This is a genomic window from Erwinia sp. 009765445 (assembly GCF_058137865.1).
On record NZ_JBYUWC010000011.1, the window covers coordinates 1 to 13,685 of the forward strand.

A 13,685-nucleotide genomic window follows, 5' to 3' on the forward strand; every position below is an offset into this window, starting at 1 on the left:
CGGAATTGGTAGACGCGCTAGCTTCAGGTGTTAGTGTCTTAACGGACGTGAGGGTTCAAGTCCCTCTCTTCGCACCATGTTGATTTTCTCTTCCCGAACAAATCTGTAAGACCCACTTCCCTGTCACGTCCCTCAGCTATCCTTCTGTTACAAAATATCTGATTCAGCCTGACTGATTTTCTTTTACGCGCATCTGGCTTACCCGGACTGATTTTCTTTTACAACGCATCTGAGTTATCCGGGCTGATTTTCTGAGCGCGACGTTTCTGACTTAACGTCCCCGATCACAACGTACCGAAATTGATTGAGATCGCCGCCATACCGCCAGCCAGCGCCAGGCATGAAGGCAACAGAAGATAGTGGCGCAGCCGTTTATGATAAAGCATGACCACCGTGGCCAGCAGCGCAACGACCATTACCACGCGCCATTCGGTGAAGGAGAGCTTCATCAGCGAGATCAGCGGCATCAGTGCGCAAGGTAGTAGCACGCCCCAGCCGCTATCCAGTCGTTTTCCAAACATCCAGCTCACCCCCCAAAGTCCACATGCGGTGACCATCGCTATCAGCATTGTCTTATCCCACATCGTTTTAAATGATAATGATTACCAACAGCATATAAGAATATTTATCATTTTTCAGCAAAAATAGTTGCAGGGGAGTTGAAACCTTACGCACCCTGATGACAGTAAGTTTGTTAAGTGATAAATTGGGGATGCATTATTATTAAGAAAATTCAAATAATAACAGCACTAAACTATTCCAGGCACAAAATAGACCGGCAATTTAGGTTACCGCCGTGTGCTATTCAGGGCAGTCATGAGTAGAAAATAATGAAATTACAAAGCTATGATGAATTGCTTCACAGCAAGCATCGGCTGTCGCTGATGCTATTTCTTTTTTTAAACACAGCTACGTCTTTATTTAGTTTTTGCAGTAATGGAAAAAACCCGGCTTTCACCTTTACCACCCCAACGCTGATCATTGCAGTTCTCAGCACGGTGTTATTGTTGTGGATGCTTTTGAGGCCACAGCACAAATTCCCGCTATTAAATATTGTTGCGGTAATAACCGGATTGCTGTGGACATGGCAAATTGTCCTTAAGTATGAATTAGTCTTTTATTTTGACAGCAGCTTTCTGGTGATCAGCCTGATTAGCGTGTTCTTTATCAGTGCTATTGCGCTGGGCGATCACCTACTGGCTTTCTGTCTGCATACCGCTCCGCCTTCTGTGGCGGTGATAGTGCTGGATCACAGCCAGAATACATTATTGATTTTATTCACAATTTCCCTGCCGCTGATCGGGTTTACGCTGCATCATCTGATGTTGCGTCGCCGGGATATGTTCACCCGTCGCCTGATGCGCCAGCTGTATGAAGAGAAAGAGACCTACAGTGATTTGAGCATGCTCGATCCACTGACCGGCCTGTATAACCGCCGTGGTCTGAAAAACCGGCTGGAGAATATCCTCGACAATCACGCAGGGAGCCACTTTGTGCTGCTGCTGGATATCGATCATTTCAAGGCCTATAACGACAACTATGGTCATGCAATGGGCGATCAGGCGCTGGCGAGGGTCTCCGTTGCCATTCGTGATGCGGTGCGCTCGCGCGATATCGTGACGCGCTACGGCGGCGAGGAGTTTCTGGTGCTGCTGACCAACGTCAACGAGTCGATTGCACGCAAGCTGGCTGAACGGATACGCCAGTATGTGCTGGACCTTGAAATCCCGCATCGCTTCAACGATCGGGTCGCCACGCATGTCACCATCAGCGCGGGCTTCGCCCCGATGTTTGAAGAGGACTTTGACGGCGCACTGGCTAATGCCGACCGGGCACTCTATCTGGCAAAGAATCGCGGGCGAAATAATATCCTTTCTTATGAAGATATAGCCAAAAGCAGCATGAGCCAGCCTGTGGATGCGGTGTAATAAAGTCACGGCCCGACACTTTCGGGCCTATTCATTCTAGATATTTATATTTTAACTTAATTCAAACCACAGCATTCCCGCTATTTCAGAAATCATTCCCCCTGAAAAATACCGCCTGAAACATTACCTGCACGAATGAAATATCAGCACTTAATTAAAATCATCTCTGAATAAGGGAAAAAGTGGCTGAATACATGACTTCTTGTGCTGAAATTTAATATTATTCCCGAATTCAGGAATTAATTTCTTCTGACCCTTAATGGAGAATGGATTAATTTCCCTGACGGAACTATGCGCTTTATCCACTTTGGCAGCAGGGATAATCACGGGGCGCCGCTCTGCCCCGCTCCCGATCACGCCTTTATAACATCGCACTTATTGGCGCTTGTTTGTCCGGTGGCCCTCAGGTAGAATCAAGAACGATTATCATTTGTTTTTGTACTTCGGTTTAACCTGGATACCCCATGACCACGATTGTTCATCAGGCATCTGAGTATGGTTCCTACCCGCTGATCTTTTTGCAGAGCAATCGATCGCTGGCGACTTCGCTGCGCGCTCTGTTCAGCGAGCACCGTGCCTATTTCCTCGACACGATCAGGCTGGGTGAAGAAGCCCCCGCCAGCTGCATGACGCTGAACCGCTGGTCTGAACCGCAGAGCTTTACCCGTCTTAACCAGCTTTACGGTGATTACATCTACCGTGAGCATGGCGAGATGGAGCGCGAAAACAAGCCGCTGCAGTCACTTTGGGCGCAGTGGTACCTCGGGCTGGTGATGCCGCCAATGATCATGGCGTTGCTGCTGGAAAACCGCGCGCTGGATATCTCACCGGAACATTGCCACGTTGAGTTTCATGAAACCGGCCGTCCGGCCACCTTCTGGTTTAACGTGCGTGAAGATGAAGAAGCACGTTATCTCAGCCCACACCGTCGCCTGGACCGGCTGATCCAGCACCATCTGATCCCGGTGGTCAGCGGCATTGAGCAGCATGGCGATATCAACGCCAAGCTGATCTGGAGCAACACCGGCTTTGCGCTGTACTGGTTCCTTGGTGAAATTGCCCCGCTGATCGGCGAAAAGCTGCGGACCGAGCTGGAACATGCCTTTTTCTTCTCCCGCACCCTGCTGGATGGTTCTGATAATCCTTTCTACCGCACCATGCTGCCGCGCGGCGGAGAAATGCAGCGTCGCACCTGCTGCCAGCGCTACCGTCTGCCAGATGTTCAACGTTGCGGCAACTGCACGCTGAATCCTGTCTGATTTCATTGGTTCCCGTTTACAAACCCGCCTGTTCTGTGGCAGCTTTATCCGCTCTGAAAGAGGGAGATAAGCATGAGCCTGGAGTCTGTACGGCAATGCTTTGCCGAGCGCGCCCCTGACATTGGCATTATTGAACTGCCTGAAAGCACCGCCACCGTTGAGCTGGCCGCCAGGGCGCACCACGTTGAGCCGGGGCAGATTGCCAAGACGCTGTCGCTGAAGGTAAAAGATCGGGTGGTGCTGATTGTCACCCGCGGTGATGCCCGCCTTGATAACCGTAAGCTGAAAGAGACGCTGGGTTCCAAAGCCCGGATGCTGAGCACGGATGAGGTGGTAAACTGGACGGGGCATCCCGTTGGCGGCGTCTGTCCGTTCGGCCTGGAAACACCGCTACAGGTATTCTGCGACGTTTCACTGAAACATTATGATGAGGTGTTGCCCGCTGCAGGTTCGGTTCACAGCGCGGTGCGTATTACGCCGCAGCTGATGGCGGAACTGACCGAAGCCACCTGGGTGGATGTCTGCCAGCTTCCTGGCTGACGCAAGCTGTAGGGGGAACCCAACATTGAGTTCCCCGGGCACTCACCTGCTGAGTTTTAAGCCGACCTCTGCTCCTCAACCTTCGCAGAAATTTCCACTCCCCGCGTTTCCCGGCCAAAGGCCACAAACACGCAGATCAGCACCGCCACGGTTCCGGCCACAATCGCCATCGCCAGCCCGTAGTTATTGCCGTGCGCTTCCGCAATGCGTGACTGCAGCGTGGCGTTAACCGAGGCAATAAGGTTCCCCAACTGGTAGACAAAACCTGGCAGCACCGCACGGGTATTGGCGGGAACCAGCTCGGTCAGGTAGGTCGGCACCACGCCCCACGCGCCCTGCACCATAAACTGCATCAGGAAAGCGCCCACGCCAATCATCACTGAACCGGTAGAGAAAGCCCACAGCGGCAGCACCGGCAGCGCCAGGAAGGCAGCAATGATCATCGCTTTCTTACGGCCAATTTTCTCCGACAGCGTTCCGAAGAACACCCCACCCAGCATTGCCGCAATGTTGTAACAAATCGCGATAATGCTGACCGTATGCGGGTCAAAGCCGTGCTGCACCTTCAGGAACGTCGGGTAGAGATCCTGCGTTCCGTGGCTGAAGAAGTTAAAGCAGGCCATCAGCAGCACAAGATAGATGCAGAGCTTCCAGTGGCTTCGCAGCACCGGCAACAGCGCGGTGCTCTCTTTGCGTTCTCTCGCCGCCAGCCAGACCGGCGATTCCGGTACTTTGAAGTAAATAAAGGGCAACAGCAGGATTGGCAGCGCGCCAATCATGAACATACCGCGCCAGCCGACCATACTGTAGAACAGGCCGAAGATGATTGAAGCCAGCAGGTAGCCGCAGGGATAGCCCGCCTGGAAAATGCCGGACATCATGCCGCGCGAACGGTCAGGGATGGTTTCCATTGCCAGTGACGAGGCCACGCCCCAGACACCGCCCATCGCCACGCCATAAATCACCCTGAAGGCGAGGAACGCGCCCAGCGTTGGCGACCACGCGGAAAACAGTTCAAACAGGGAGAACAGCACGATGTTGACCATCAGGATTGGGCGACGGCCATATTTTTCAGCCAGCCGGCCAAACACCAGAGCGCCGACCGGGCGCACTGCCAGGGTTAGCATGATGGCAATGGAGACATCTGAAATTTCTGTATGAAAATTAGCGGCTAAATCACTTAATACGAAGATCAGTATAAAAAAGTCAAACGCATCCAGCGTCCAGCTGGCAAAACTTGCAAAGGCCACATTGCGCTGGGTCGGGGTCCAGTTGAACATAGGGTTATCCTGTCTTACAGACTGCCACAGCCCGAACGGCGGGCCGGTGAAATGTTAATCATTTGTTTATAGCATGTAAGAAGATAGCCATCCCGGCACATTTGTCAGTCTTTACTTCAGGCTGTAAGCAGCTGTTTCAGCTGCTTCACAAACGCATTATTAACTGGTGGACTGCCGGATCGCCTCGCGCATGTTATCCACGCCCCCAGCTGAAGCTGGCGAGACCAGCGCATAATTATAGTGATTATCGCTCCAGTATTGCGCCATCAGATCGCTGTCCTGCCGTTCGCCGTGTGGCAACTTTACCGGTTCGATGGGGCGAATATACCAGGCCACTTTGGTACCCTGCAGATCCTGGTACATCACCAGCGCCGCCGGGCCGTTATCCGTTGCCATCAGCCTTGCTCCCAACAGCCGGAAACCAAACTGCTCAAGGTTGGGCGGCAGCGTACCGTTGATAAAGTAACGTTGTACCCATGATGTCAGTTCACCGCTGTTGCCCGGCACCACATCCAGATTTGCGGCAGTTTCAGTGCCAAACAATTTATAAGCCTGCACCGCATCTTCCATCGGCAGATGCCCTGCCAGCAGCTGGGCATTCTTCAACTGCCAGCCAGACCAGCCGCCAAGGCTGAGAGTCAGTACCAGTGCGCAAGCGGCTACCATCTTCCACTGCCGTTTCTGCCGCACATGCTGACGCAGCTGAGCGGGCTGAGGCGTTTCCATCAGCTGCTCCTGCTGATGCAGGGCCAGCCGTAGCTGCCGGGCATCGCAACGCCAGCCTTCAACTTCCGCCGCAGCCTGGGGATTTTCCACCAGCCAGCGCTCCACTCGCCGGGCCGTTTCAGCATCCGCCTCGCCGTCAAGCCAGGCGTGCAGTTCTGCTTCTTCGGGTTGCTCGCGCACTATTTCAGTCTCCTTAATGCGACAGAAGGGGCCTTACCTTCCAGATAGTGGTGCAGCTGCTTTCTCGCCCGCGAAAGGCGTGACATCACCGTCCCGACCGGGATATCCAGCGCTACAGCCGCTTCCTGATAGCTCATCCCTTCATAGTTTTTCATCAGCAACAACGCTCTGGCATCGGCCGACAGCCGCGCAAACTGCGCCAGCGTCTCATCGGTGATCGCCAGCGTTTCAGCGGTTTCGCTGCTGCCCTGCTCCTCGCCGGTGAAAAAGCTGAGTAGGCGCTGATAACGTTTGCGGCGACGCTCACCGTCAATAAACTGCCGGTAGAGAATGGCAAACAGCCACGCCCGCAAGCTTTCCTCACCCTGATAACCACGCCAGCGGCTCAGGGCTTTGGTCAGGCAGGACTGCACCAGGTCTTCCGCAGCGTGGGGGTTGCGGGTCAGCCACAGCGCAAACCGCTGCAAATGTGGCATCACTTCACGAATCTGTGCATCCGTCAGCGGTGGCATAACGCATTATCCCCGTCGTTTATACCCGGACATACTGCTGAACACGCCATCACGCAATATCAGCCCGTGCAACAGTGCGGCGGCCAGATGCAGCATCACCATCGCAAACAGCAGCAGCGCCACCCAGCTGTGCAGCGGACGCAGAACGGCATAGAGATCGTTACTGACCGGCGTGATGGGCGGCAACAGAAAATCTGGCCCTAAACTCACAGGATAGCCCGCCGCCGAGAGCATTGCCCAGCCAATCACAGGTTGCACCAGTATCAGTCCGTAAAGCACCCAGTGGGAAAGATGCGCCAGCGCTTTCTGCACCGAGGGGATCGAAGCAGGCAGCGGCGGTGTGGCAGTAGTGAAACGCAACCACAAGCGAACCAGCACCAGCAGCAAAATCGCCACGCCCAGCGGTTTGTGAATGGCCACCAGCAGGCCATGCAGCGAGGAAACGGTAGCGACCATCGCCACGCCTATAAATAACATGCTCAGGATAGCGGCGGCCATCAGCCAGTGCAGCACGCGCAGTGCAGGATGAAAATGCGTGACCTGTTTCATAGATGCTCTCCTGGCGCCTGATGCGCCTCTTCCTGAGTCCGGCGGTTATAGGATTTGGCGTAAGCGGCTGAACGGGCATTGAGCAGCGGATCGTCAGAGGCAGCAATGCCGTCCGGCAGGATCAGCGGGTCATAATTGATGTTGTTGCATGGGCCGCCTTCCTGCGGAACCGTACTGTTCAGCATCAGCGTCCCGGCATTAATCGTCTGGCGGTCGGCAGGCCACAATTTGCTGGCATCGTTACTGGCATCACCTGCCTGCGCCACGGTAACGATCAGGTCCCATTTCAGCGGCCCCTGCGCCAGCCTTTTCACCAGATCCTGCTGCAGGAAATCTTTATTCTGATGGTCACTTTCGGAAATCGGCTGCCACGTCTGTTGCGGCACCATGCTCCAGCGCACCAGATGGCTCTGGCCGTTTTTATCGATAAAATTGAAGGCATTAAGGCTGTTATAGCGGTCAACCGCCCAGCTGCCGGAAGGGACATACTTCTGCGCCCAGGCACCGAAAACCTTCACTGCTGGGTACTTAGCCACAAAGGCCTGCATCTTTTGCGGATCGGGTTTGCCGGTAGCCGGATCGGGTTTACTGGCGACCAGCTGTTCATAGAAGGCTTCCGGGGTCGGCAGCGGGAAAAACGGCATCGCATTCATCCCGGTACGCCACTGCTGTCCTGAAGGAGAGGTGAATGCCAGCGCCATACTGCGGATGGGTACCGCAAAATCAGGCGCATCCGGGTTGCCCCCGGCGATGGCGAAACGACCGGTTACCGGCGTTTTTCCTGGTGCAAACAGAGCAGCTTTCGACAAGACACTGGCATTACCGTTGGCATCAAACTCGCCAATAACGCACAGCCCCTTGGCATGGTTGCGCCGGAAGCCCGGCTTCTCGCCCGGACCACTTTGCAGCGTATCTAGCAGCTTACCGGCCGTCAGACGTTGCGGGCTGAGCCAGCCACCGGCCCATAAAAACAGGATCGCCAGCAGGATCGGGATGCCGCCCACAAGGGCGAAGCGCAAAAGGCGCGATAAAGGAGACGATTGCTTCATAATCATTGCTCACAGTTGTGCTGTTGAGCAGATAAAACGAACCAGTGACCGTTTTATTCCCTCCGGAAAAAAATATTTTTGCTACAATCCCCGCCGTTCATTTCTGACACAGAGTGTTCAGGGTTGTCGCTTTTAAGGATGCACCGGTCACCCAGCCGTTTTGCGGCCTGGCTTGGCCTGTTTGCCATACTGCTGCTGTTTATCGCCCCGGTGATCTCCAAAGCACTGGAGCAGACGCCTGCGCGTCACGCCGCGATGATGATGAGCATGCCGGGTATGGCAATGGATGACATGCCGATGATGGTGATGACCCCGGCTGAACATGCCCGGATGTTGCAGCATCATCCGGTGTCGATGATGGAAGACAACGCCTGTGGTTACTGCGTTCTGCTGGCTCACCTGCCGCTGGACCTGACCAGCCTGCCGCCGCTGTGGTCCTCATTACAGGCGGCAAAGCCTCCCAATCTGCCGCTATTCCGCCCGGCAGTTGCCCGGTTTATTCCTCGTTTTTTCCATCCCCGCGCCCCACCGGCGTACTGAGCTTCAAGACTTAATCCAAAAATATGCCGTCGTAAAACGACAGCCACCTGCTCATGCCTGGAAACAGGCGGATGGAATAAATATGTCAGAAAAAACTCTGGCGCAGCCTGCCCGCGCCTCACAAACACGCAGTGCGTTAATGCCGCTACTGCATCGTCTGCATTTTTATATTGGCCTGTTTATTGGCCCGTTTATCTTTATCGCCGCCCTGACCGGAACGCTGTATGTTCTGACGCCACAGCTGGAAAACGCGCTATACGCTCATCAGTTATTCACTAAACCTGCCAGCGGCCCCGCTAAGCCTCTTGCCGATCAAATCAGAGTGGCGGAAGAGTTGATCGGCCATGGGGTGAAAATCTCTGCGGTTCGCCCTGCTCCCCAACCCGGTGAAACCACCCGCGTCATGTTCACCACGCCACACTCCGGCCCTTCGGAAACCACAGCGGTATTTATCGACCCGAATACCCTGGAAATCCGCGGGATGCTGGATGTTTATGGCACCAGCGGCGTGCTGCCCTTCCGCACCTGGCTGGATTACCTGCACCGTAATCTGCTGCTGGGCGCCCCCGGCAGAAACTACAGTGAACTGGCAGCCAGCTGGCTGTGGGTTGCCGCACTGGGCGGCGTGCTGATGTGGGCCACCAGTCGTTCGCCGCACGCGGGAAAAGGCAACAAAAAGTCGCGCGGACAGCAAATACTGCGTAACCGCTACTGGCATACCACGCTGGGCCTGGTGCTGGTGCTGGGACTGCTGTTCTTCTCCGCCACCGGCCTGACCTGGTCGCGCTGGGCCGGGGACAATATCTCCGCCATGCGTGCGCATTTTGGCTGGCTGACGCCTTCAGTGAATACCGTTCTGAACCCACAGCAGCCCGCTGAAAGGGAGAGTATGCCAGGAATGGAGATGCCTGCCGACAAACACGCCGGGCACAGTATGCCTGCCATGAAGATGCATGCGGATGAGCATGCTGAGCACAAGATGGCAGGCATGCCGGAGAACAATCCTGCCGTAAGGATTTTACCTGCACAGTTTGATGGGGTGGTGAAAGCAGCCCGTGCAGCGGGAATTAACGCCGGGAAGATTGAGATCCGTCCTGCCTGGAGGGCGGACAAAGCATGGATCGTTAGCGAGATTGATCGCAGCTGGCCTACCCAGGTGGACAGCGTGGCAGTGGATCCAAACAGCTTCCGCGTGGTGGACAAGGTGGAATTTGCCCAATTTGGCCTGCTGGCGAAACTGACCCGCTGGGGCGTGGATGCACATATGGGGGTGTTGTTTGGCCTGCCTAATCAGTTACTGCTGGCATTCTTCGGCCTGGGACTGTGCGTGATGATTGTGATGGGCTATCGCCTGTGGTGGCTGCGCCGTCCTGCCGCTGGCCAGGGTGCGCATCCGGCAGAAACGCTGTGGTACTGCTGGCGTAAGCTGTCGATCAGCGCCCGCTTTTTACTGCTGGTGTGTACTGTCGCGCTGGCACTGAGCCTGCCGGTGATGGGGGTAAGCCTGCTGGTGTTGCTGGTGATTGATGCCCTGCGCTGGCAGCGGGCGACGAAGGTCGCACAAGCCTGATGCTTCACTGGTGTTTATAGCTGGTGCGCAGCAATGCGCACCCTGAGGCGTTATCCTTTTAACGCCTGCTCCAGCATTCCTACCAGCAACTGATTATCCACAGTTTGCAGCACATGCACCAATCCACCCGTGGGTTCACCAACAGCCACATCAACCCGTAGTGGTGGCCGGAAGCGCCAGGATTTACCCCGCGTCATCCCCGGCCGCAGCTCCACGTCAACATAGTAATCGGCGGCAGTTGCTACCCGCTGATTAATCAGCCAGGCCACAACCAGCGCGTCGTGGATCCAGCAGCCCGGCAGGTTGCGGGTCTGAATGGAGTAATCCAGCCACGGTCGCAGCGTTTCACAAACAAATTTTGCCAGCGTGGTGTCAATTTTCGCAAAGCGGTCCAGATCCTTATGGGTCAACAGCGTCTGGGTAGTCACATCCATCGGCACCAGCGTCAGGGTGGCTCCGCAGGTCAGCACCCGCTGAGCCGCTTCCGGATCGAGCCCGAAATTGGTGTCCTTGATAAAATCATCCAGCGCAAAAACGCCGCCCATAATGGCGATTTCCTGCACCGCATCGATCATTTCCGGATAGCGCTCCATTGCCAGTGCCACATTAGTCAGCGGGCCAATCGCCACCAGGGTGATTTTTCCCGGATTAGCGCAAATCAGCTTACCAATGGCATCGGCGGCGTCTTCATCAGGTGCCTGATGAACCTCCGGCGAACGGATACCCTGCCAGAGATGGGCCAGTTGTGAGCTGTGGACCCGGTTATCCAGCGCCTCACGCCACGGTTCCGGCGCTTCAGCCAGTGCCCGCTCCGCGCCTTTGTGCACCGGCACATTCAGGCCCAGCCGCTCCACCAGATCTTTCGCCACGTTAAAGCCGGTATCACTGGGAGTATTGCCTGCCACAGTGGTGATCAGCTCCAGCGAAATGTCTGCTGAGCCTAAGGCCAGCGCAAGCGCCAGACCGTCATCCACGTTCGCACCGGTAATGCCATTTCCTGGGTCACAATCAATAATTAATCGTTTCATTTTTATCTTATTATTTTCCGGCGGCGCAGACTCTGAAGGCGCAGCCGCAGGATTCGCCTATCTGTAGCTGATGAGCAAACTCACTCAGCTGGACTTCGCCTTCCCTGGCTGACAGCATCTCGATGGCTTTCTTCGCCATTTCCTCCACCGGCTGCCGGACGGTAGTCAGTGAAGGGACATGAAACGCTGACTGATCCGTTCCGTTAAAACAGACCAGAGCAACCTGCTCCGGAACCGTAATTCCGTGTTCTGCCAACGCACGAATGCAGCCAATCGCCTGCGTTTCGTTGGTGGCAAATAGTGCGCGGGGAATATTTCCTGCCTGCAGCATCTTCTTCGCCGCCTGATAACCGCCATCGCGGGTATAGGTGGTGGGAAATACCCACTCTGCATGCTCCTTCACGCCAAAATCGGCCAGCGCCTGACGCCAGCCGGACAGACGATCCTGCGTATTGAACATTTCCAGCGGCCCGCAGATGATCCCCACCTGCTGGTAGCCGTGGCTGAGTAAGTGGGCAGTAACCTGATAAGCGGCTTCGCGCTCATCAACCCGCAGGATATTGACGTTCAGGGCAGGATCGACACGGTCCAGCATCACCAGCGGCGTGCCGCTGGCCTGAATCACATCAATATAGGGATGGCGATCAACACTGTTATAAAACAGTCCATCGACCTGCTGGCTCAGCAGATTATTGATCAGTTCCAGCTCGCGCTTACGGCTGTCACCGGCATCGCCCAGCAGCATGACCATGCCGGACCGGGAAGCCTCCTGCTGCAATGCATGAGCAAAGGAAGCGATAAACGCATTGGAGATATTCGGTACCACCAGCCCGTAGGTTTTGCTGGTGCCGGAGGCCAGCGCCCGTGCGACGCTGTTGGGCCGGTAGCCTGTTTTCTTTACCGCTTCAAGCACGCGAAGCCGCGTTGCTTCCGCAACCGGCCTCGGACCATTATTGATCACGTAACTGACCACCGCGACGGAGGTTCCGGCAACCCGTGCCACATCGGCCCGGGTTGCCCGCCTGGAGCTATCTTTTGCCAAATTTCCGCCTTGTAAAGATCATTAACCGGCCCGCAGGCCGGTTGACATCAGATTGCATCTTCCGGCGCATTAAGATCGCGTCCCCGCGTTTCCGGTGCCACAAAGGTGGTCAGGAAACCAATCGCTGCCATTCCCGCAAAGTAGGTGGCAATCGGCCACCAGTGACCGGTCCAGGAGAGCAGCGCCGCGGCTACCAGTGGTGCCGTGCCGCCGGAAAGGATTGAACCCAGCTCTTTCGCGGTCGCCATCTTAGTATAGCGATGATTCACACCGAACATCTCCACGCCCCAGGCCGCCTGCACGCCAAAGATGCCTAAAGAAGCCAGCCCCATCCCCACCACGATAGTCGAGATCACGATTACCGGCTCGCGGGAATCCAGCAGCATAAAGGCCGGGAACGCATAGAGGATCAGCAGCAGACAGAACCAGCGATAAGTGATACGTCGGCCAAAGCGGTCAGACAACCAGCCGGCAAAAGGAATGATCAGGAAACCCAGCAGCGAAGCGATAAACACCGCAGTGGTGGCAACGGATTTATCCACCGTCAGCACTTTAACCACATACCCGATGATGAAGCCCTGGGCGAGATAGGAGGGACCGTTTTCGCCAATACGCAGGCCAACCATCACCAGGAAAGAGCGACTGCGCTGCAGGAAGCTGCGGGTATCCACCGGCTGTGGCTGAGCCTTTTGCAGGCCGGTGCGTTCCGCGAGCAATTCCTCTTTTTTCCGTTCGAAGACCGGCGTTTCCTTCAGATGACGGCGGATCCACAGGGCGACCAGCGCAATCAGCGAGCTGCAGAGGAAAGGAATACGCCAGCCCCACTCCTGAAGCTGATGCTGATCCATCTGCACCACAGCCAGCCAGACAAGGGAGGCGACCAGCGTGCCGCTGTTGGAGCCGAGCGCAATGATGGAAGAGACCAGACCACGTTTTTCAGCCGGGGCATATTCGCCCAGCATCACCGTGCCGCCGGAGAGTTCTGCTCCCGCGCCGAAGCCCTGGCTGAAGCGCAGGGCCACCAGACAAGCGGGTGCCCAGAGACCAATTGAGGCGTAGCTGGGGATCAGGCCGATTAACGTGGTAGAGGCCCCCATCAGGATGATGGTGGACACCATCACCACCTTACGGCCCTTACGGTCGCCCAGCCAGCCGAAGAACAGCGCGCCAATCGGGCGGGCAATAAAGCCAACGGACCAGGTCGCAAAACTGGAGAGGAGCGCCATCGCAGGGGTGGCTTCAGGAAAGAAAACATCGCCAAAGATAATGCCGGCAGCCAGGCCGTAGAGCGCGAAATCCGCATACTCCATGGCGGTTCCCAGCCAGCATGAGACGGTTGCCCGCCAGAAATCCTTGAGACCTTCCGTGGTGGCCAGGCGTTCATCTGCCGCAGAGTGTGCGGACAGCGAAGCCTCTTGCCGGATGCTTTGTTGTGTGGACATTAAAAAATTCCCTGATGAGGATTCTTATTTTTGCCCTGCC

The 13,685-nt window shown here is 55.8% G+C and carries 14 protein-coding genes; 5 read left to right on the forward strand and 9 right to left on the reverse strand.

Annotated features, from left to right (window positions below):
- Positions 1-284: 284 nt before the first annotated feature.
- A complete protein-coding gene (locus AC3Y5R_RS13285; RefSeq protein WP_489921734.1) occupies positions 285-569 on the reverse strand; it encodes a DUF1435 domain-containing protein in 285 nt (94 codons plus the stop codon).
- A gap of 261 nt (positions 570-830) precedes the next feature.
- Here AC3Y5R_RS13285 and AC3Y5R_RS13290 point away from each other — a divergent pair, with 261 nt between their 5' ends.
- The 3 genes from AC3Y5R_RS13290 to AC3Y5R_RS13300 all read left to right on the forward strand — a co-directional run bounded on the left by AC3Y5R_RS13290 (position 831) and on the right by AC3Y5R_RS13300 (position 3,727).
- Positions 831-1,928: a GGDEF domain-containing protein gene (locus AC3Y5R_RS13290; RefSeq protein ID WP_489921735.1), complete on the forward strand. Its 1,098-nt coding sequence runs from the start codon at positions 831-833 to the stop codon at positions 1,926-1,928.
- A 464-nt stretch (positions 1,929-2,392) separates the two neighbouring features.
- Positions 2,393-3,187: a siderophore-iron reductase FhuF gene (gene fhuF / locus AC3Y5R_RS13295; RefSeq protein WP_489921736.1), complete on the forward strand. Its 795-nt coding sequence runs from the start codon at positions 2,393-2,395 to the stop codon at positions 3,185-3,187.
- Positions 3,188-3,259: 72 nt separating this feature from the next.
- On the forward strand, positions 3,260-3,727 hold the full coding sequence (locus AC3Y5R_RS13300) for a YbaK/EbsC family protein (protein ID WP_489921737.1): 468 nt from the start codon (positions 3,260-3,262) through the stop codon (positions 3,725-3,727).
- 56 nt (positions 3,728-3,783) lie between these two features.
- On the opposite strand, the gene AC3Y5R_RS13305 is transcribed toward AC3Y5R_RS13300, so the two are convergent.
- From AC3Y5R_RS13305 to AC3Y5R_RS13325, 5 genes are all read right to left on the reverse strand, one after another.
- On the reverse strand, positions 3,784-5,007 hold the full coding sequence (locus AC3Y5R_RS13305; RefSeq protein ID WP_489921738.1) for an MFS transporter: 1,224 nt from the start codon (positions 5,005-5,007) through the stop codon (positions 3,784-3,786).
- Between the two features lie 159 nt (positions 5,008-5,166).
- Complete coding sequence (locus AC3Y5R_RS13310) at positions 5,167-5,913, reverse strand: anti-sigma factor family protein (RefSeq protein ID WP_489921739.1); 747 nt, start codon at positions 5,911-5,913, stop codon at positions 5,167-5,169.
- Positions 5,913-6,425, reverse strand: coding sequence for an RNA polymerase sigma factor (locus AC3Y5R_RS13315; protein WP_489921740.1), 513 nt, complete (start codon positions 6,423-6,425; stop codon positions 5,913-5,915). Before AC3Y5R_RS13315 ends, AC3Y5R_RS13310 begins: the two co-directional genes overlap by 1 nt.
- Before the next feature lie 6 nt (positions 6,426-6,431).
- Positions 6,432-6,974, reverse strand: coding sequence for a cytochrome b (locus AC3Y5R_RS13320; RefSeq protein ID WP_489921741.1), 543 nt, complete (start codon positions 6,972-6,974; stop codon positions 6,432-6,434).
- Entirely contained in the window at positions 6,971-8,029 is a 1,059-nt protein-coding gene (locus tag AC3Y5R_RS13325; RefSeq protein ID WP_489921742.1) for a catalase family peroxidase, read from the reverse strand. The genes AC3Y5R_RS13320 and AC3Y5R_RS13325 overlap by 4 nt, the downstream gene beginning before the upstream one ends.
- A gap of 132 nt (positions 8,030-8,161) precedes the next feature.
- On the opposite strand from AC3Y5R_RS13325, the gene AC3Y5R_RS13330 reads away from it, so the two are divergent.
- On the forward strand, positions 8,162-8,563 hold the full coding sequence (locus AC3Y5R_RS13330) for a DUF2946 domain-containing protein (protein ID WP_489921743.1): 402 nt from the start codon (positions 8,162-8,164) through the stop codon (positions 8,561-8,563).
- A gap of 82 nt (positions 8,564-8,645) precedes the next feature.
- Positions 8,646-10,133: a PepSY-associated TM helix domain-containing protein gene (locus AC3Y5R_RS13335; RefSeq protein WP_489921744.1), complete on the forward strand. Its 1,488-nt coding sequence runs from the start codon at positions 8,646-8,648 to the stop codon at positions 10,131-10,133.
- Positions 10,134-10,183: 50 nt separating this feature from the next.
- On the opposite strand, the gene AC3Y5R_RS13340 is transcribed toward AC3Y5R_RS13335, so the two are convergent.
- The 3 genes from AC3Y5R_RS13340 to AC3Y5R_RS13350 are packed head-to-tail and all read right to left on the reverse strand — an operon-like array spanning position 10,184 to position 13,645.
- Positions 10,184-11,161, reverse strand: a complete 978-nt coding sequence (locus AC3Y5R_RS13340; RefSeq protein WP_489921745.1) for a nucleoside hydrolase — start codon at positions 11,159-11,161, stop codon at positions 10,184-10,186.
- A 10-nt stretch (positions 11,162-11,171) separates the two neighbouring features.
- Positions 11,172-12,203, reverse strand: a complete 1,032-nt coding sequence (locus AC3Y5R_RS13345; RefSeq protein WP_489921746.1) for a LacI family DNA-binding transcriptional regulator — start codon at positions 12,201-12,203, stop codon at positions 11,172-11,174.
- Positions 12,204-12,250: 47 nt separating this feature from the next.
- Positions 12,251-13,645 carry an MFS transporter gene (locus AC3Y5R_RS13350; protein WP_489921747.1) on the reverse strand — a complete coding sequence of 465 codons (1,395 nt, stop codon included), beginning with the start codon at positions 13,643-13,645 and terminating at the stop codon, positions 12,251-12,253.
- Between the last annotated feature and the right edge of the window lie 40 nt (positions 13,646-13,685).